Annotated in this window: 16 protein-coding genes, 1 riboswitch and 1 other annotated feature; of the genes, 8 read left to right on the plus strand and 8 right to left on the minus strand. The window is 54.7% G+C overall.

Annotated elements, in window-relative coordinates:
• Nucleotides 1-39: 39 nt before the first annotated feature.
• The 3 genes from G544_RS0107445 to upp all read right to left on the minus strand — a co-directional run bounded on the left by G544_RS0107445 (nucleotide 40) and on the right by upp (nucleotide 3,147).
• Nucleotides 40-1,314, minus strand: a complete 1,275-nt coding sequence (locus G544_RS0107445) for a uracil-xanthine permease family protein (RefSeq protein ID WP_051155623.1) — start codon at nucleotides 1,312-1,314, stop codon at nucleotides 40-42.
• Between the two features lie 199 nt (nucleotides 1,315-1,513).
• Nucleotides 1,514-2,413: an endonuclease/exonuclease/phosphatase family protein gene (locus G544_RS0107450; protein WP_027274013.1), complete on the minus strand. Its 900-nt coding sequence runs from the start codon at nucleotides 2,411-2,413 to the stop codon at nucleotides 1,514-1,516.
• Between the two features lie 107 nt (nucleotides 2,414-2,520).
• Entirely contained in the window at nucleotides 2,521-3,147 is a 627-nt protein-coding gene (gene upp / locus G544_RS0107455) for a uracil phosphoribosyltransferase (protein ID WP_027274014.1), read from the minus strand.
• 312 nt (nucleotides 3,148-3,459) lie between these two features.
• On the opposite strand from upp, the gene purM reads away from it, so the two are divergent.
• The 4 genes from purM to G544_RS0107475 all read left to right on the plus strand — a co-directional run bounded on the left by purM (nucleotide 3,460) and on the right by G544_RS0107475 (nucleotide 6,573).
• The gene (gene purM, locus G544_RS0107460; RefSeq protein WP_027274015.1) at nucleotides 3,460-4,497 is read left to right on the plus strand and encodes a phosphoribosylformylglycinamidine cyclo-ligase; all 1,038 of its coding nucleotides are present in this window, start codon (nucleotides 3,460-3,462) and stop codon (nucleotides 4,495-4,497) included.
• Nucleotides 4,497-5,132, plus strand: a complete 636-nt coding sequence (purN, locus tag G544_RS0107465; RefSeq protein ID WP_027274016.1) for a phosphoribosylglycinamide formyltransferase — start codon at nucleotides 4,497-4,499, stop codon at nucleotides 5,130-5,132. The genes purM and purN overlap by 1 nt, the downstream gene beginning before the upstream one ends.
• Nucleotides 5,133-5,271: 139 nt before the next feature.
• Nucleotides 5,272-5,823 (plus strand): spermidine N1-acetyltransferase, encoded by a 552-nt coding sequence (speG, locus tag G544_RS0107470; RefSeq protein WP_027274017.1) that lies wholly within the window; start codon nucleotides 5,272-5,274, stop codon nucleotides 5,821-5,823.
• 126 nt (nucleotides 5,824-5,949) lie between these two features.
• The gene (locus G544_RS0107475) at nucleotides 5,950-6,573 is read left to right on the plus strand and encodes a TetR/AcrR family transcriptional regulator (protein WP_027274018.1); all 624 of its coding nucleotides are present in this window, start codon (nucleotides 5,950-5,952) and stop codon (nucleotides 6,571-6,573) included.
• Between the two features lie 139 nt (nucleotides 6,574-6,712).
• Here G544_RS0107475 and G544_RS0107480 read toward each other — a convergent pair whose 3' ends face one another.
• A complete protein-coding gene (locus G544_RS0107480) occupies nucleotides 6,713-6,916 on the minus strand; it encodes a hypothetical protein (protein WP_027274019.1) in 204 nt (67 codons plus the stop codon).
• Between the two features lie 90 nt (nucleotides 6,917-7,006).
• Complete coding sequence (locus G544_RS0107485; protein ID WP_027274020.1) at nucleotides 7,007-7,345, minus strand: hypothetical protein; 339 nt, start codon at nucleotides 7,343-7,345, stop codon at nucleotides 7,007-7,009.
• A gap of 269 nt (nucleotides 7,346-7,614) precedes the next feature.
• On the opposite strand from G544_RS0107485, the gene epd reads away from it, so the two are divergent.
• Nucleotides 7,615-8,673 (plus strand): erythrose-4-phosphate dehydrogenase, encoded by a 1,059-nt coding sequence (gene epd, locus G544_RS20150; RefSeq protein WP_051155624.1) that lies wholly within the window; start codon nucleotides 7,615-7,617, stop codon nucleotides 8,671-8,673.
• A 62-nt stretch (nucleotides 8,674-8,735) separates the two neighbouring features.
• On the opposite strand, the gene thiD is transcribed toward epd, so the two are convergent.
• Nucleotides 8,736-9,533 (minus strand): bifunctional hydroxymethylpyrimidine kinase/phosphomethylpyrimidine kinase, encoded by a 798-nt coding sequence (thiD, locus tag G544_RS0107495; RefSeq protein ID WP_027274021.1) that lies wholly within the window; start codon nucleotides 9,531-9,533, stop codon nucleotides 8,736-8,738.
• Nucleotides 9,530-10,342, minus strand: coding sequence for a hydroxyethylthiazole kinase (gene thiM, locus G544_RS0107500; protein WP_027274022.1), 813 nt, complete (start codon nucleotides 10,340-10,342; stop codon nucleotides 9,530-9,532). Before thiM ends, thiD begins: the two co-directional genes overlap by 4 nt.
• Nucleotides 10,343-10,375: 33 nt before the next feature.
• A riboswitch (TPP riboswitch) is annotated at nucleotides 10,376-10,474 on the minus strand.
• Between the two features lie 339 nt (nucleotides 10,475-10,813).
• Between thiM and raiA the strand changes: the two genes are divergently transcribed.
• From raiA to G544_RS20155, 3 genes are all read left to right on the plus strand, one after another.
• A complete protein-coding gene (gene raiA, locus G544_RS0107505; protein WP_027274023.1) occupies nucleotides 10,814-11,152 on the plus strand; it encodes a ribosome-associated translation inhibitor RaiA in 339 nt (112 codons plus the stop codon).
• Between the two features lie 181 nt (nucleotides 11,153-11,333).
• Nucleotides 11,334-11,471, plus strand: a sequence feature (Phe leader region).
• Between the two features lie 172 nt (nucleotides 11,472-11,643).
• The gene (pheA, locus tag G544_RS0107510) at nucleotides 11,644-12,801 is read left to right on the plus strand and encodes a bifunctional chorismate mutase/prephenate dehydratase (protein WP_027274024.1); all 1,158 of its coding nucleotides are present in this window, start codon (nucleotides 11,644-11,646) and stop codon (nucleotides 12,799-12,801) included.
• A gap of 647 nt (nucleotides 12,802-13,448) precedes the next feature.
• Nucleotides 13,449-16,049: an autotransporter outer membrane beta-barrel domain-containing protein gene (locus tag G544_RS20155; RefSeq protein ID WP_051155625.1), complete on the plus strand. Its 2,601-nt coding sequence runs from the start codon at nucleotides 13,449-13,451 to the stop codon at nucleotides 16,047-16,049.
• A 54-nt stretch (nucleotides 16,050-16,103) separates the two neighbouring features.
• On the opposite strand, the gene G544_RS0107520 is transcribed toward G544_RS20155, so the two are convergent.
• Complete coding sequence (locus G544_RS0107520) at nucleotides 16,104-17,972, minus strand: sigma-54-dependent Fis family transcriptional regulator (RefSeq protein WP_027274025.1); 1,869 nt, start codon at nucleotides 17,970-17,972, stop codon at nucleotides 16,104-16,106.
• Nucleotides 17,973-18,105 lie beyond the last annotated feature (133 nt).

Genomic DNA, 18,105 nt, shown 5'->3' on the forward strand with positions numbered 1-18,105 from the left:
ACGAACCGGCGACGAAGGGATCGCCGCCGGCTTTCGCCGTTAGTGCGCGGAGCCGCTTGTACCAGAGCTTGCCGGCGCCTTAGGCAGGATCAGGTTCAGCAGGATGGCGATAACGCCACACAGGCTAATTCCCTGTAAAGAATACTGCCCGAAGTTAAACACCATGCCGCCAATGCCGAACACTAGTACGATAGAGACGATGCACAGGTTGCGCGCTATCGACAGGTCGACGCGGTTTTTAATCAGGATGTTGATCCCGACCGCCGCGATCGATCCAAACAGCAGCACCATGATCCCGCCCATTACCACAGAAGGAATGGTGTTCAGGAAGGCGCCAATCTTGCCGATAAAGGACATGCACACCGCCCAGCAGGCAGCGAAGGTCATAACCATCGGATTGAAGTTGCGCGTTAGCGTTACCGCACCGATAACTTCCGCATAGGTAATACACGGCGGCCCGCCAAAGCAGGCTGCAACCGACGTTGCAAGACCATCGCCGCCCAGCGTACGGTGCAGGCCGGGATCTTTCGCGTAGTCCTTGCCGGTCACCGAGCTTATCGCCATGATGTCGCCCACGTGTTCAATAGTCGGCGCGATAACCACCGGCAGCATGAACAGAATCGCCTGCCAGTGGAACTCCGGCGCGGTGAAGTTCGGCACGGCGAACCACGGCGCGTCCAACACCGGCTGGAAGTTAACGATCCCCATCGCCAAGGCGACCAGGTAGCCAACGACGATACCAGACAGAATAGGGATAAGGCGGAAAATACCCTTCGCCCATACGGCCACCAGAAGCGTCGTCAGCAGCGACAGCATGGAAACCATCAGCGCTGCGCTGTAGTCGGCCAGAATAACCGACCCGCCGTCACCGCTTTTTCCCAACGCCATGTTGACCGCAGCCGGCGCCAGCGTAAGGCCGATAATCGCAATCATCGGGCCGGTCACCACCGGCGGCAGCAGGATCTCAATAATTCGAGAGCCGCGTAGCTTAATCAGCCCGCCAAAAATCATGTACATCACGCCTGCGGCAAACAGCCCGCCCATGGTCGCAGGAATACCCCACGTCTGAACGCCGTAGCTAATCGGCACGATGAACGCGAAAGAAGACGCCAGAAAGACCGGCACCTTTCCCTTAGTGCAAAGTTGAAACAGAAGCGTGCCCACGCCGGCGGTAAACAGCGCCACGTTGGTGTCCAGCCCGGTTATCAGCGGAACCAGAACCAGGGCGCCAAATGCGACAAACAGCATCTGCGCGCCAACCAGAACGTTTTGCCAGGTCGGAGCCTGAGTGCCGGCTATAGTCGGCTGTTGCATAACGTAAACCTCTAATCTGAATGATGATATAAGCGCCCGCAAAGCGTCGCGAGCGTACCTTGCCCGTAATTCGTTATTGTTGCTTCCTTTTTACCGATCGACGACCGGCCGTTTGTTCGCTTCCGATGCGCATTTTGAAGCCGTGTCCATAAACTGCGGCCATAAATATGGGCGATCGTATCGCCCATATCTCAGTGCCTTATTGCTCAGTCATCCTGAGCTCTGCCACGATAGGCAGGTGATCGCTTACCGAAGGCCAGTTAACGCCGGCCCATTCACCGTTCGCATTCGGGATGGTAACGTTGTCCAGATGCCAACGCTGTGCGTTGCCGGTAAAAATATAGTCGACTTTTATCTCGGCGTTTTCCGCAGGCCAGCTGCGGCCGTCTTTATCCGCCGGCTGAATGTCGTTCCAGTAACGACCAAGCTCACGCCAGGTTACGCTTCCGGGAACGTCGTTCATATCGCCGAACAAAAGCTTGATGCCTCGGATCTCAATAGTGCGATCGTTAAGCTCGCGCACCTGATCCAAACGCATCGCGGGATCTTCTTTGGTGTCCAGATGGGCGTTCACCACGGTTATCGGCGCGGCGAAGTGCGGCACCTCAACCTTCGCCACAAAGGCGATCCGCTGTTCGCGCTGGCCGGAAGGCAGTGGGTAAATCACCGTATCCTTAATAGGATACTTTGACAAATAGGCCAGTCCGTATTCACCGCCGTCAAAGTCAATTGCACGGCCAAACGCGCCGTACATCCCGGTCAGCTTCATCAGCTCGGCCAGCTGATCGACCTTGCCGCTGCGCGCCGTCAGCTTGTCCACTTCCTGAAGCGCAACGATGTCGACGTTCATCGCACGGATGGCGACGGCGATGTCGGACATCTTGCTCACCTTACCGGCAGCGATGTTAAACGACGCCACTTTCAACACCGGCGCTTCTTGCAAAGAAAAGGTTTTATTGGTGATGCCGCCCAGCGCGCTCGCCACTTCACGGCTGTTAACGTTGCTGTTGGCGTTGCTGGTCGGCGCTTCTTTACTCCATACCGGCGCGGCAAGCGCCAGCGTCAGAGCTGCGGCTAAAAAACTGTGATATCGAGACATTCGAAACCCCTTATCTGTCAAGCCTGATTAGGCGCCAACCCTAACGTTGACGCCGTAAGCACGTCCCTGTCGAAAGGAGGCTGCGGCTTAAAAAACCGCTACCCGTATTACTTGGTACCGAAGATCTTGTCGCCGGCGTCGCCAAGACCCGGAATGATATAGCCTTTGTCGTTCAGGCCCTGATCGATAGAGGCGGTATACAGCTCTACGTCAGGATGCGCCGCTTCCAGCGCCGCAACGCCTTCCGGCGCGGCAACCAGCACCAGTACCTTAATAGAGTGACAGCCCGCCTTCTTCAGCAGATCAATCGTTGCAATCATAGAGCCGCCGGTCGCCAGCATCGGGTCAACCACCAGCGCCATGCGCTCTTCAATGTTGGAAACCAGCTTCTGGAAATAAGGCACCGGCTTAAGCGTTTCTTCATCGCGATATACGCCGACGACGCTGATGCGCGCGCTAGGCACGTGCTCCAAAACGCCCTCCATCATGCCCAGGCCCGCACGCAGGATAGGAACGACGGTTATCTTTTTGCCTTTAATCTGATCGATTTCAACCGGACCGTTCCAGCCGTTGATAGTCACTTTTTCGGTTTCTAAATCTGCAGTTGCCTCATAGGTCAGCAGGCTGCCAACTTCTGACGCCAGTTCACGAAAGCGCTTGGTACTGATGTCTTCTTCACGCATCAGGCCCAGCTTGTGCTTAACTAACGGATGGCTAACTACTACGATCTTCATTTTTATTTTCTCCCCTGCTGCGGATGGCGCACGTCGTTCTCAAAAAAATCGGTAAATTATACCTCATAACGACGGGCAAGAGATCGTCAAATGCATGATTAAGATCATAAACGGTTACAGCTTGCTCGAATAATGAAATACTGATTACTAAATGGCCACACGGAAAAGCGCCCGCCAGACCCGGCGCCTTGGCCTGATTTGCTAGCCCAAATAACAGGAGCAAACGATTGCTTTCCCTGATAGAATAGCGCCGCTTTGCGAAACATTATTTACCAATGTATAGCCTACAGATACCTTCCAGGGGATCCCGAAGTGACTGAGAAAACTTCCTTAAGTTACAAAGACGCCGGCGTGGACATCGATGCCGGCAATGCATTAGTCGATCGTATTAAAGGCGTCGTCAAAGAAACCCGCCGTCCAGAAGTGATGGGCGGCCTCGGTGGATTCGGCGCGCTGTGCGCTCTGCCTAAGAAGTACCGTGAACCCGTGCTGGTTTCCGGCACCGACGGCGTCGGCACCAAGCTTCGCCTGGCGATGGACCTTAAGCGCCATGACACGATCGGGATCGACCTGGTAGCCATGTGCGTCAACGACTTAATTGTTCAAGGCGCTGAACCGCTGTTTTTCCTGGACTACTTTGCAACCGGCAAGTTAGACGTCGATACCGCAGCCCGCGTCATTACCGGCATCGCCGAAGGCTGTAAGCAGTCCGGTTGCGCGCTGGTAGGCGGCGAAACGGCGGAGATGCCCGGCATGTACCACGGTGAAGACTACGACGTCGCCGGTTTTTGCGTCGGCGTCGTCGAGAAGTCCGAAATTATCGACGGCAGCCGAGTTTGTGAAGGCGACGCGCTGATTGCGCTGGCCTCCAGCGGCCCGCACTCCAACGGCTATTCGCTGGTTCGCAAGATTCTTGAAGTCAGCAAAACCGACCCTCAGGTCGCGACGCTTGAAGGCAAACCGCTGGCCGACAGCCTGCTGGCGCCCACCCGTATTTACGTCAAGTCCATCCTGTCTTTGCTTGAGCACGTCGACGCTAAAGCCATCGCCCACATTACCGGCGGCGGCTTCTGGGAAAACATTCCCCGCGTTCTGCCCGCAGGAACGCAGGCCGTGATTGATGAAGCCAGCTGGCGCTGGCCTGCGGTCTTTGACTGGCTGGCGAAAGCGGGCAACGTCGAGCGCCGCGAAATGTACCGCACCTTTAACTGCGGCGTAGGCATGATTATCGCGCTGTCGCCGGAGCTTGCCGACGACGCCGTTGCCCGCCTGAACGCGTCCGGAGAAACCGCTTGGAAAATTGGCAAAATTCAGGCGTCCAACAGCGATGAGCGCGTGGTGATCCGCTGATGAAACGGATCGTCGTTTTAATTTCCGGCAGCGGATCCAACCTTCAGGCGCTGATTGACGCCTGCGCCCGCAGCGAAATTAACGGCCGCATTTGCGCGGTCTTCAGCAACGTCGCCGACGCCTATGGGCTGACGCGCGCGCGCCAGGCCGGGATCGCTACCGAAGTGGTCGAACCCGGCGGGTTTGCCGACCGCGCCGCCTACGACGCCGCGCTGGCGGACGCCGTCGACGCCTATCGCCCGGACCTCGTGGTGCTGGCAGGCTACATGCGCATCCTGAGCCCGGCATTCGTCAACCGCTATGCGGGCAGGCTACTCAACATCCACCCTTCCCTGCTGCCGAAATATCCCGGCCTGCACACCCACCAGAGAGCGCTGGAAAACGGCGACGCCGAGCACGGCGCGACCATCCACTTCGTCACCGAAGAGCTCGACGGCGGCCCCGTCGTTCTTCAGGCCGCCGTTCCGGTGCTTGAAAACGACACGGAAGAGACGCTCGCCAAGCGCGTTCAGGCGCAGGAGCATCGCATCTATCCGCTGGTGGTAAGCTGGTTTGTCGACGGGCGGCTCGCCATGCGCAACGGCAAGGTTTGGATGGATGGAGAGGCGCTGTCGGCTCAGGGATATCAGCTTTAAATAGCACAAGGCGGCCGATTTTCTTGGCCGCATTCCTACAAACGCCCCTTGCCCTCCCACCAAAAACCCGACTAAGCTAGTTAACGGGCGCCCCGCGCGCTCGTTTTTAACAATGCGATTATATTCCTATGGAGTTCCCATGTCGGGCCACAGTCCCCTCGTTACCCTGCGCCCTCTTGAGCGCGAAGATTTAAGGTTTGTCCACCAGTTGGATAATAATGCCAGCATCATGCGCTACTGGTTCGAAGAGCCGTATGAAGCCTTCGTCGAGCTGTCGGACCTGTACGACAAGCACATTCACGATCAGAGCGAGCGCCGCTTTATCATTGAAGCCGCAGGCCAGCGCGTCGGGCTGGTTGAGCTGGTGGAAATCACCCACGTTCACCGCCGGGCGGAATTCCAGATAATTATCGATCCGGCATTTCAAGGCCAAGGCTACGCCAGCGCGGCCGCCCGCTCGGCGATGGACTACGCCTTCTCGGTGCTCAACCTGTATAAGCTGTATCTGATAGTCGACAGGGAAAATGGAAAAGCCATCCACATTTACGCCAAGCTGGGCTTTGAAATCGAAGGCACGTTAAAGCACGAGTTTTTTATTAACGGAGAGTATCGTGACGCCATTCGTATGTGCATTTTCCAGCATCAGTACCTGGCAAAGTTAAAAGGCCGCCCCGCGCAAAATTCGTACTAATAAGTACGTAAAACGGCCGATAACGCGCTATTTTTCGAATTTAGTTTTTATTAATCAATAAACTAAGGGGAATTGCATAGCAGAACGAATGCTGTTCTAATGACACGACATTCGCGAGGTATTTACATGCGCCCATCGACAAAGCTAAAACAGCAAAAAATTATTAAGGCCGCCAGCGATCTTTTTCTTGAGCAAGGATATACCCAAACCAACCTGGATCAGATTATTGAGCGCTGCGGCGGTTCCAAGCAGACTATTTACAGCTATTTTGGCGACAAGCGCGGCCTGCTGACCGCCGTTATCGGCCTAAGCATTGAGCACGTCGCCGCCGTTTTCAACTTTCGTCACGATGATGACAAAACGCTGGAACAGCAGCTGGTGCAGCTTGGCTGCAACTTTCTAAGCACCATCCTTCAGCCCTGCATGGTCAATACCTATCGCCTGCTGCTGACGGAGTCTTTTCACGACAAAGAGCTGGGCGAATTCTTTATTACCCAAGGCCCGGGCCGCGTTTCACGCTATCTGGAAACGTTTCTGAAAGGCTACATGGACCGCGGCGAGCTGATTCAAACCGACCCTCATCTGGCCTGCGACCACCTGATCAACCTGATTAAGTGTAATCTGATGCAGGACGCGCTGTTCGGCGTGCCCGTGCCGTCGGAAGAAGAGATCGACCTCCACGTGCGCCAGGCCGTGCGCTGCTTCCTTTATGGATATCAAGCCTGCCCAGTCAATGAAGAAACGGGATAACCTAACCCTTACTGCTGTCGCCGATAAAAATCTGACCGCCGCGTTCTATCACATGCGCGGCCATTGCGTAACTGCCTATTCACAGGAAGGAATTTACGTTGCCGAACTCTCTACCGCGCTTTTTGAGCGGTAGCCAGCGCTATCGACACCCCATCGCGCCGCCGTCCGTCGAACCGTCTCGCATTCCCTGCTCCCGAACCCGCTCCATTCGCCGATCGCGCCTGTACTCTCCCGTATCGGCGTCGCGTTTGTAAATAGGCAAAGGCTCCCTGACGTCGCATCCGCTTTGATACGTTCCACATCCAACCAGCGGCAGCACGACGGCACATAGCATCCACTTCATACGGCTTCTCCCTCGCAATTAATTTACAAGTGTAACTATATGAATCCATTTGTTTCGATTCAACCCTGTTTTTTATGCGTGATTAACCGGCTACATGCATCCCGCACAGCTGGTGCAGCGCCAGTCCTGTCGGTTAATTGCCTGATAAAATTGACGAATAAGCGGTTCTTCAATGGGAATGTCGTTCTCGGTGAAAAAATCCGCCAGCCACTCCAGATTAGCTAAGATCCAGTCGTCTTCCTTCAGGCCGTCGGCAAACAGCTCGTTATCGGGATCCATGATGTCATATATGCCGTAGGTGCCCATGTCTTTGTCACGCAGGCGTTCAGGGAGGAGGATGGGGATTCCGTTATAGGTAATTTGCCACTCGCCGTGGCACAGCAGGTTGCCGGAGCGGCTCCAGCGGGCGGTAAAGAGGTTTGTATTCATGACGTTTACTACATGTAAAGAACAAAAAGCGCTATCTAAAGCGGCGCTGATTATGAAGCAATAATCGGAGGCGACGGCAAATTAAGTTCGAAAACGCGTTGAAAAAAGCACATTCTGTTCATCCAACGCTACATCGCCGTCAACATTTGCGCATGATCTTTTACTATTAAACGCCTTTCGGAAGGCTTTTTCCCTTACTCCATTGTGTTATTCTGCCAATCCGGCATGACAACAGGGCTGAACGGCCCCAAGTACCTATAAGGAATAACATGACCCTTCGAATCGCCATTAACGGCTTTGGCCGCATTGGCCGCAGCGTTTTGCGTGCGCTTTACGAATCCGGCCGGAATAGGGATATCAGCGTCGTCGCCATTAATGAACTGGCCGAGCCTAAGGGAATGGCTCACCTGCTGAAATATGACTCAACCCACGGTCGCTTCGCCCGGAACGTCCGCCAGGAAGGGAAGATGCTGTGGATTGACGATGACGCCATCCAGCTGTTTCATCAAAAAGAGATCGCCAATCTGCCGTGGAAGTCCCTTAACGTCGACATCGTGCTGGACTGCAGCGGCGTATTTGGCAGCCGGGCCGACGGCGAAGCCCACATTGCGGCCGGCGCCAAAAAGGTGCTGTTTTCACACCCCGGCGGCAACGACCTCGACGCAACGATTGTCTACGGCGTCAACCACGCTATTCTTCGCGCGGAGCACCGCATCGTATCCAACGCCTCCTGCACGACCAACTGCATTATTCCCGTCATCAAGCTGCTGGACGACGCTTTCGAAATCCGTTCGGGTACGGTGACCACTATCCACGCCGCCATGAACGACCAGCCGGTAATTGACGCCTACCACAAGGATCTGCGCCGCACCCGCGCTGCCGGGCAGTCGATTATCCCGGTGGATACCAAGCTGGCGGCGGGCATCACCCGCATTTTCCCCAAGTTTTGCGATCGCTTCGAGGCGATTTCGGTGCGTGTTCCTACCGTTAACGTCACCGCCATCGACCTGAGCGTCACGTTGGAAGTGCCGGTCAACGTCGGCGACGTTAACCGCCTGCTGGAGCACGCCGCCAACAATGCGCTTAACGGCATCGTTGACTATACCGAGCTGCCGCTGGTTTCTACCGATTTCAACCACGATCCGCACAGCGCCATCGTCGACGGAACCCAAACCCGCGTCAGCGGCCAGCACCTGGTGAAAATGCTGGTGTGGTGCGACAACGAATGGGGATTCGCCAACCGCATGCTGGATACCGCATGGGCGATGAGCAACTGCGATAAGGCGCTGCGTCAAAGCGCGCCAGTGGAAAAAGAGGCTCAGGCCTGACGGCCTTCATATCTCGTTAGAAAAAGCATCGGGCGCCTTAGCGCCCGACCTTCATTCAACGTTCACCACCAGCGATAAAAGTGATGAACCGGCCCAATGCCGCCGCCAACCTCCAGCGAATCCGCCGCCACAAGCGCGCCCTGCAAATAGGCCTTCGCCGCTTCGACCGCCTGCGGCCAGTCGTCACAGCGAGGACGTAATGCCGCCAACGCGGCCGACAGCGTACAGCCAGTGCCGTGAGTGTGGCGAGTCGCTACCCTCGGCGCGGTAAAACGTTGGCTTCCCTGCGGCGTTATCAGCCAGTCCGGGCTTTCGGATTCACTCAGGTGCCCGCCTTTCATCAGCACTGCTTTACACCCCATGGCCAGCAGCGCTTCTCCCTGCTCCAGCATTTCACGCTCGCTTGCGGCCTGTGCGCATTCAAGCAGCGCGGCGGCCTCCGGCAAGTTTGGCGTAATCAGAGACACTATCGGCAGCAGGCGCCGACGAATGGCCTCCACCGCTTCCGGCGCCAGCAGCGGATCGCCGCTCTTGGCAACCATCACGGTATCCAGCACAACAAAGGGGATATCGTAGCGTTCCAGCGCGTCGGCGACGGTATGCACAATGTCAGACTCCGCCAGCATGCCTATCTTGGCGGTATCAATTCTGACGTCGTCCAGCACGGAGCTCAGCTGGGCGGAGACAAACGACGGCTCAATGCGGTAGACGGACTGCACGCCCCGCGTATTCTGCGCCACCAGGGCCGTCATTACGCTGGCGCCATAGGCCTCCAGCGCTGAAAAGGCCTTCAAATCCGCCTGAATGCCCGCCCCGCCGCTCGGATCGGTACCGGCAATGGTCAGTGCGTTAATTCTCATACCGTCATCTCCTCTAGCCGCTGTGGCCTAAGCTGATAAAGCAAATCCAGAAAGCGCGGCGTAAAGCTGCCCGGCCCATCGACCTCAGCCGCCGCAATGCCGCCGCAGGCGGCCATCACCATGCAGGCAGATGCCGCCCGTTCCAGTCGCCGCTCTTTGCTTGCGGCGATAAACGCCGCCACCGCGGCGGACAGCGCGCAGCCGGTGCCGACCACGCGGGTCATCATCGGGGAGCCGTAGGGTACAGAGTAGGTCAAATGCCCGTCGGTGATATAATCAACGTCGCCGGTTACGGCCACCACCGCTCCCGTCTCCTGCGCCAGCGCTTTCGCCGAAGGCAGCGCGGCGAAGGACGCATCAGCGCTGTCGACTCCCCTCCCACGGGCGGCGCTTCCCGTCAGAGCCATGATTTCAGAGGCGTTGCCGCGAATAACGGCAGGCCCTTGCGCTATCAGCTCCCGGCAAAACGCCGTGCGGTAGCGCAGACCCCCGACGGCAACCGGATCGAGCACCCAGGGAACGCCGGCTCGATTGGCCGAGGCGACCGCCAGCGTAATGGCGTCTTTCTGTTCGTCATGCAGCGTCCCTACGTTAACCAATAGCGCGTCGGCAATGGCGGCAAATTCAGCGACCTCCTGCCGGGAAACGACCATCGCAGGGGAAGCGCCGAGCGCCAGCAAAACGTTGGCGGTAAAGTTCTGCACTACCTGATTGGTCAGGCAGTGTATGAGCGGCGCTTTCTTACGCAGCAGGGAAAGAGAATCGGCGGCAATCGCGCCGGAAAAAATAACAGGGTCAGATGAGGTCATAAGGCTCCCAACCGGCGAGAAGAAGACAGGTCCGTTGGGAAACGGTGACTTCCCTACGCTGGCATAATCCAGATCAGGTAATACGGGTGATATCTCAGCCGCGCGTTAAGCGAAGCACCCCGAGTCAGAAGGTCATTATTCGACGAATTTTCGTTTGGGTCAAGGTGCCAAAAAGGCGCAGCCGCAGGCGCTCAAATGAAGTGGAACATTGCGGAAGATAAAAAATAATTGATTAAAAAAAGGGGAATTGGTGTTCTTTTGTACAGATTTGTAAGGTCGACACAACTGATAATATTGCTTGAGCTATACTGATTACTCAAGCAGAAAGTCGCAAACCACTACGGTTATCACACTTCTGCCATCTTTACTTCAGGGCAAAGGAAAAATTGATTTCGATCACATAATTGTTTGCCCGGAGCGGTATTCTAAAATTGAATTTGACGGCAGTTGACTGATAAAGAGGTAAGTTATATGACAGTAAATATTACTAGCAAACAAATGGATATTACCCCGGCAATTCGCACTCACGTCGAAGACCGTCTCAAAAAGCTGGAGAAATGGCAGGTTCAGTTAATTAATCCCCATATCGTACTTTCTAAAGAACCTAAAGTGTTCGTTGCCGATGCGACGATAACAACGCCGAACGGCCCACTGGTCGCCAGCGCCAAACATGAAGACATGTATGCTGCTATCAACGAGCTGCTGTTAAAGCTTGAACGCCAGCTCAACAAAGTGCAGCACAAGGCGGAAGCCCGCCGCGCCGACGGCAGCGTAAAGGAAGCGAATCTGCAGCAGCTGCAAGAAGATTGATTTGATTTCTCTTTTTTATTTTACGCGCCCTCCGGGGCGCGTTTTTCATTCCGGTAGGCCATAACGCCTTCGCCTTCCCTGCATTTGGGCCTTTTACTTCGCCGATGAACAATATCGGTTGACAGAGCGGAAAGGTGCCGGTTAAGTTAGGGCATCTTTTTATTCAGGATATTTCCAACGCAATGAGATCCGTGCCGTTTTTCTTCGCTTTCTTTTTTAGCCACCCCTGACTGGGAGGCGTTTCGTCCGTAGCTCCAAAGCGAGCAGAAAGAAAGCGAAGACGAACACTGAAGCCTCCCAAAAGGGAGGCTTTTTTATTGGACGCTTTTTATTACTACAGAACATATACCCTAAATAATTCGAGTTGCATGAAGGCGGCAAGGGAGTGAATCCCCAGGAGCTTACATAAGTAAGTGACTGGGGTGAACGAGCGCAGCCAACGCACAGGCAACTTGAAGTATGACGGGTATAAAAACAGGTGACACAACGTTATGAACGAAAACCCACTGCTTGGACTCAGAGAACGCATTACCGCGCTTGACCTGCAACTGCTGGAACTGCTGGCGCAGCGCCGCAGCCTGGCGCTGGACGTAGCCCGCACCAAACAGGCCACCCATCTACCGATCCGTGATAAGGAACGCGAGCGCGCGCTGCTTGGCCGCCTGGTTGAAGAAGGCAAAAAGCACAGCCTGGACGGGCACTACATTACCCGCGTATTTCAGCTGATCATTGAAGACTCCGTACTGACGCAGCAGGCGCTCCTGCAGCAGTTTATCAATCAGGACAAGCTCAGCACCGCCAGAATTGCCTTTCTCGGCCCCAAGGGCTCCTACTCGCATCTGGCCGCTCGCCAATACGCCGCCCGCTACTTTGACGGCCTCGTCGAATGCGGATGCAGCCGATTCGACGACATCTTTAAGCTGGTTGAAACCGGCCAGGCAGACTACGGCGTGCTGCCTATCGAAAACACCAGCTCAGGATCGATTAATGAAGTCTACGATCTCCTGCAGTCCACCAGCCTGTTTATCGTCGGCGAACTGACCAACCCGATTAACCACTGCCTGCTCAGCGCGGTAGAGACGACGCTCGATCAAGTCACCACCCTCTACAGTCACCCGCAGCCTTTCCAGCAGTGCACCCAGTACCTGAGCGGCTTCCCCGATTGGAAAATCGAATACTGCGAGAGCACCTCTGCCGCCATGGAAAAAGTCGCAAGCCTCAAGTCGCCGCACGCGGTCGCCGTCGGCAGCGAGCCAGGGGGCGCGCTGTACCAACTTCAGGTATTGGAACACATACGGGCTAACCAAAAAGAAAACATCACCCGCTTTATCGTCGTTGCCCGTAAGCCCATTGAGGTCGCCGCGCAAATACCGGCCAAGACCACTCTAATCATGGCGACCGGCCAGCAGTCTGGTGCGCTGGTCGAGGCGCTGCTGGTGCTGCGTAAGCACAATATCGTGATGACCAAGCTGGAATCTCGCCCCATCAACGGCAATCCGTGGGAGGAGATGTTCTATATCGATATGCAGGCCAACCTGAACTCCATCGAAATGCAGGGCGCATTGGAAGACCTGCGCCCAATTACGCGCTCGGTCAAAGTGCTTGGCTGCTTCCCGAGCGAGAACGTCGTCCCCGTTTCCCTCGAATAGCCTCTTTAAGCCCCAACGTCGCTTAACTTCGGCCTCTTTTGAGGTCTGAGGTTAAGCGATTCCCCTTCCCTCCACCTACCTTCCTGACAGCAAACTTAAACGACCTTGAACATCCAAGACGCCGCCCCTCGATCGCTTCCCAATCAATACTATTTCCCGGCTATATTTATAAACAAGAAATAATTAAAAATTACACCTACATTTAACAAAGAAGAAATAATAAACAGCAACAACCGTTTTATTTACGAAAAAATAACGAATATGGATATATTTATTCGATATTAAAGAAAGCAGTAATTCTATATACCCCAAGCATCTCGATCTCATAATCTATATGTCACGCATAGAAAAAACAAAAAAGATATAAATAGCAAAACAATTAGATTAAAAATCTAAATGACAAATTTGGACAAACTAAAATGTTGATCAAAGCCAAAATATTGGTAGCATCATCGAACGAGCATTAGCTTATTAAATTTAAGTTAATGCCTAAAAAACCCTATAAATGACTACGTATGGCATAGCAGAAGGCTAAACCGGTAACGGCTGAGCGCTCTGTATTACAGCCATGCCAGACATATAAGAAAACCGGAATTATTATCCCCTCTTTTATTTTAAGAGTGAACATATACAAGGAACGCTTTGTCATGGATAAAGATAAAATTCGCATTTCTACCATCGCACTCTCTATTTCAATACTTCTAGGAACGCTCCCTTCTATTGCTTTGGCTGATTATTCTCCTGCGGCCCAAGACGATCTCACGATTAACAACAGTGAAAACGTGACTCTTGACGCAACGACAAACGCAACGGGCGATTGGGACCACCTTTATCGCATTATCATTGGCGCCGATGTTTCCGCACCTTCAGCAACCAACAGCGGCTCGCTAACCATCAGCGGAGGCCGCGCAGTCAGCGGATTTAGCGGCTATATCGGCGCTGGATCAGGTTCTACGGGCTCGCTGACCATCAGCGGCGCAGGATCGTCTTTAACGCTAGTCGACGCCAATGATAGAAACAATAACGTCCTCATGCCGAGTATCCGTCTGGGCACTTCCGGCGGCCAGGGGGAACTCACGGTTGAGAACGGCGGTTACCTCTATTCTGAAGACACCCTGGAAGCTGGCTATCTTCAAAACAGTACGGGCATCGTCAACGTCAGCACCGGTGGCCATGTAGAAGTGCTTCGCTCAATGACCATCGGCGCGCAGGGCATAGGCAGGCTCAACGTCACCAACGCCGGTAAGGTTACCGTCGGTACGGCAGGCCAGATGCTGATCGCCTTTGAGAATGGTTCAGAGGGGCACGTCGTAGTCAGCGGACAGAATTCTGAGCTCACCGTCGGACGTCTCATTTTTGTGGGATCCAACCTGGCCGGCGCCGATTCAGTAGGTACGCTGACCATCAACAACGGCGGCGTCGTTAACGTCAACGCCGCTGCGGGTACGGCGAGCATGGGATTTGGCTACAACAATATCAGCACCGGCATACTCAATATCGGCGCCGCTGCGGGTCAGTCTGCCGTTCAGGCGGGTACGCTTAACGCGGAAAATATCATTATCGGCCAAAAGGGCGTTATCAACTTTAACCACACCGACGGTGACTATGAGTTCGCCTCTAACACCAGGGGGAACGGCAGCCTGGAGCATCGCGGCGCAAACAGCGTAACCAGACTAACGGGAACTCATCAGTATACCGGAAGCACCACCGTTTATGACGGTACGCTTCAAGCGGGTTCAAACACGGCGTTCAGCAGCGCGTCCGTCTTTAACGTTCAAACGGCAGGAACGCTCGATCTTAACGGATTCGACCAGACCCTCTCCTCGCTTAACCTTGCCGGTACCCTGACGTTCCAGCGGGAATACGCCGGAGCGGGAAGCTTTACTCCAGTAACGCTTAGCGTAAGCGACTTTGTCGGTAACGGAGGAACGATCGTCTTTAATACCGAACTAAACGAAGACGCCTCTCTGACGGACAAACTGAACGTTACGGGCAACGCCTCCGGTACGGCCTTCGTCGCCGTTAAAAACGCAGGCGGCCTCGGCACTCAAACGCTGGAAGGGATTGAGTTAATCAGCATTGCGGGTAACTCCGACGCTACCTTTACGCAGCAGGGGCGTATTGTCGCCGGCGCTTACGAATACCGTCTCGAAAAGGGATCGAGCACCAACGATAAGAACTGGTACCTGACCAGCACTTATTCACCGGCGCCAGAGCCTACGCCCGATCCGGATCCGACACCGACTCCCACGCCAACTCCCAGCGATGACGACCAGCACGTTTATCGCCCGGAAGCAGGCAGCTATCTGGCCAACAACGCGGCGGCCAATACCCTGTTTATCACCCGATTGCATGACCGTCTGGGCGAAACTCAGTATACCGATGCCCTGACCGGCGAAAAGAAAGTCACCAGCCTGTGGATGCGCCACGTCGGCGGCCACAACGGCTTTAAAGACGGCAGCGAGCAGCTAAAAACCACCAGCAACCGCTACGTCGCACAGCTCGGCGGCGACGTTGCTCAGTGGAGCCGAAACGGGCTTGACCGCTGGCACCTGGGCGTTATGGGCGGCTATGCCAACAATCGCAGCAAGACCCACTCTGACGTGACCGACCACACCTCTCGCGGCCACAGCACCGGCTACAGCGCGGGTCTGTACGGCACTTGGTATGCCAATGCAGAAGACAAGTCAGGTCTGTACGTCGACACCTGGGCACTCTATAACTGGTTCGATAACCGCGTAGAGGGCGAAGGGCTGTCTGCCGAGAAGTATTCTTCCAAGGGCGTCACGGCTTCGGTAGAAAGCGGATATACCTTCAAGCTGGGGCAGACCCAAAACGCCAGCTACTGGCTGCAGCCCAAAGCCCAGGTTATCTGGATGGACGTTAAAGCGGATGACCATACCGAAAGCAACGGAACGCGAGTACAGGACGACTCGGCGGGCAACGTGATGACGCGCCTGGGCCTTCGCGCTTCCATGATGGGCCACAGCGAGCAGGATAACGGTAAGGGCAGAGAATTCCAGCCGTTTATTGAAGCAAACTGGCTGCACAACACCCGCAACGCGACGGTCAAAATGAACGAAACGCGCGACGAGCAAAAAGGCGCTAAAAACGTCGGGGAGATTAAGCTCGGCGTTGAAGGCATGATGTCTCCGCGCTTCACGGTGTGGGGGAACGTGGGCCAGCAGCTCGGCGACGCCGGCTACAGCGACACCTCCGCCACTCTGGGGATGAAGTACAGCTTCTAATTTCCACCTTTCCTATTAACCTTAGCGGCGCCCAATCGGGTGCCGCTACTTTTGCTACTCCAGCTCCTTTGTCTTTCTCCACAGCGTAGAAGGACTAATGCCTAAAATCGCTGATGCCTTTACTCTGTCCCCCGCCGTTAACGCCATAACCTCCCTGATAAGGTGCTGCTCGTTCTTCCTGAGCAAGTCGGTGGCATCCGCATCAATCGCAAGAGAAGCTGATGCAGAGGCGTCTGAACGCGCCATCTTCCCATAGCGGTACAGATCCTCACGGTCGACAACGTCTCGCTCCGCCAGAACCAGCAGCCGATAGACAACCGCCTGAAGCTCGCGAACGTTGCCCGGCCAGGCGTATTCTTTAAGGCAGACAATCGCGGCGTCGGTAAAGGAGAGCTCTCGGCCGCTTTGCGCCAACAGCGCGTAGATAATCGCCATCACGTCGTCACGCCTTTCGCAGAGGCCCGGCAGATTGAGATTAAGTATGTTGATTCGGTAAAAGAGGTCCTCCCTGAACGCCCCGCTCACAACCAGCGGCGACAGGTCCTTATTGCTGGCCGTAATGAGCCTGAAGTCAGTGCTGATTAGCGACTCACCGCCCAATCGCGTAAACGACTTTTCTTGCAGTACGCGCAGAAGCTTAATCTGGACGGACAGCGGCGCTTCGCTGATTTCATCGATAAACACCGTGCCGTTGCGGGCAAGCTCGAAAATGCCGACCTTTCCCCCCTTACGCGCGCTGGTAAAGGCGCCGTCAACGTAGCCAAACAGTTCGCTTTCCAGAATGCTTTCCGGCAGCGCCGCACAGTTTATCGCAATAAACGGCTCATTTTTGCGCGCGCTTTCACCGTGTATGCTCTGGGCGAACAGCTCCTTGCCGGTCCCCGTTTCGCCATAGATGTGCACGGGGAAATCAAATTTCGCATAGGTCTTCGCCAGGTCGACGGCGTGCATCAAGGGCTTTGACGAGCCAACGATGTCAGAAAAGCCGTACTTCACCAAAAAGCTTTTCGGCGACAGCTTTCCGCCCGCTTTACCGTTAAGTATGAAAGCGCTGTCCGAGCGGTTGCCCGATAAAATGGTGTAGAAGTTCTGCCTGTTCTTAACGTGCCTGAGGTTTAAAAATACGGTTTCACCGTGAATTTCAACGGGGTGATCCTTAAGCTCAACCTCATTGATGATGCTGTTATGAATTGGCTCAAAATGAGGTTTTCTAAATATGTTTTCGCCAGCATTACACTTAAAAATATCGACGCCCTTGGCGTTGATTCGCTTAATTTCTCCCGACTCATCAATACATAAAATGCCTTCGCGAGTCTGGTTCAGCGCCGCGTTGGAAATCAGCAGCTTCTCGTTTTCTTCCCGAATGTATTTCAGAAAGCTGAAGGCCTCGTTAAGCGCCTGCTCGATAGAGATATTATCCGTATCCCCCATCACGACGCCGAGGCCGTACTTTTTCGCCTTCTCCGCTACGGTAAGCCCGCCGATAACCAGCCGATAGTTCTCTTCCGACAGCTGCCTGATAACGTTTTCAATGTCGGCGTGGTTATACACCTGACATATTTTAAACTCCTCGTTCGTCAGGCTCTGATAGTGCTTAAGCATGTCGCAAAACCTCGGAAAGCCGACGGCTGCGATCTTATGGGACTTCTCCCTCGCCTCTTTAAGCGTCCGGTAGATGCCATAAAAATTATGCGATATCTCGACGATGGGGATACTGACGTTGTTTCTCAGGAGATCGGCCGTTCCGCCCCGGCTGATGATTATTTTGGTGCCGTTTTTTATTAACTCATTCGCTTTATCAAGAACGTCAAAATAATTGAGCTCATAAACCGGGATCTGAAGCTTTCTCTCGGCAAGCAGCGTAGAAATGCGCTGCGTGATCCTCAGAGAAACCGAGAATATGACAATTTCATTTTTACCCATGGCCAGTCCAACGTTTATCCATCAACTTTAACTCGACCAGATAGTATCATCCCCACGATCCCGCCTGCGTCGGCAGCGTGTAAAAGTGTGATGAGCGGGGATAAAGAATCGGGGAAGCCATAAAAAAGCCGCA

Origin of the sequence: Leminorella grimontii ATCC 33999 = DSM 5078 (assembly GCF_000439085.1) — a bacterium.
Lineage (GTDB): Bacteria > Pseudomonadota > Gammaproteobacteria > Enterobacterales > Enterobacteriaceae > Leminorella > Leminorella grimontii.

Coding starts and splice junctions, on each gene's coding strand:
- epd (WP_051155624.1), top strand. CDS start 7,615: ATGACCCTTCGAATCGCCATTAACGGCTTTGGCCGCATTGGCCGCAGC.
- upp (WP_027274014.1), bottom strand. CDS start 3,147: ATGAAGATCGTAGTAGTTAGCCATCCGTTAGTTAAGCACAAGCTGGGC.
- thiD (WP_027274021.1), bottom strand. CDS start 9,533: ATGAGAATTAACGCACTGACCATTGCCGGTACCGATCCGAGCGGCGGG.
- thiM (WP_027274022.1), bottom strand. CDS start 10,342: ATGACCTCATCTGACCCTGTTATTTTTTCCGGCGCGATTGCCGCCGAT.
- G544_RS0107445 (WP_051155623.1), bottom strand. CDS start 1,314: ATGCAACAGCCGACTATAGCCGGCACTCAGGCTCCGACCTGGCAAAAC.
- G544_RS0107475 (WP_027274018.1), top strand. CDS start 5,950: ATGCGCCCATCGACAAAGCTAAAACAGCAAAAAATTATTAAGGCCGCC.
- G544_RS0107485 (WP_027274020.1), bottom strand. CDS start 7,345: ATGAATACAAACCTCTTTACCGCCCGCTGGAGCCGCTCCGGCAACCTG.
- G544_RS0107480 (WP_027274019.1), bottom strand. CDS start 6,916: ATGAAGTGGATGCTATGTGCCGTCGTGCTGCCGCTGGTTGGATGTGGA.
- speG (WP_027274017.1), top strand. CDS start 5,272: ATGTCGGGCCACAGTCCCCTCGTTACCCTGCGCCCTCTTGAGCGCGAA.
- purN (WP_027274016.1), top strand. CDS start 4,497: ATGAAACGGATCGTCGTTTTAATTTCCGGCAGCGGATCCAACCTTCAG.
- G544_RS20155 (WP_051155625.1), top strand. CDS start 13,449: ATGGATAAAGATAAAATTCGCATTTCTACCATCGCACTCTCTATTTCA.
- G544_RS0107450 (WP_027274013.1), bottom strand. CDS start 2,413: ATGTCTCGATATCACAGTTTTTTAGCCGCAGCTCTGACGCTGGCGCTT.
- raiA (WP_027274023.1), top strand. CDS start 10,814: ATGACAGTAAATATTACTAGCAAACAAATGGATATTACCCCGGCAATT.
- G544_RS0107520 (WP_027274025.1), bottom strand. CDS start 17,972: ATGGGTAAAAATGAAATTGTCATATTCTCGGTTTCTCTGAGGATCACG.
- pheA (WP_027274024.1), top strand. CDS start 11,644: ATGAACGAAAACCCACTGCTTGGACTCAGAGAACGCATTACCGCGCTT.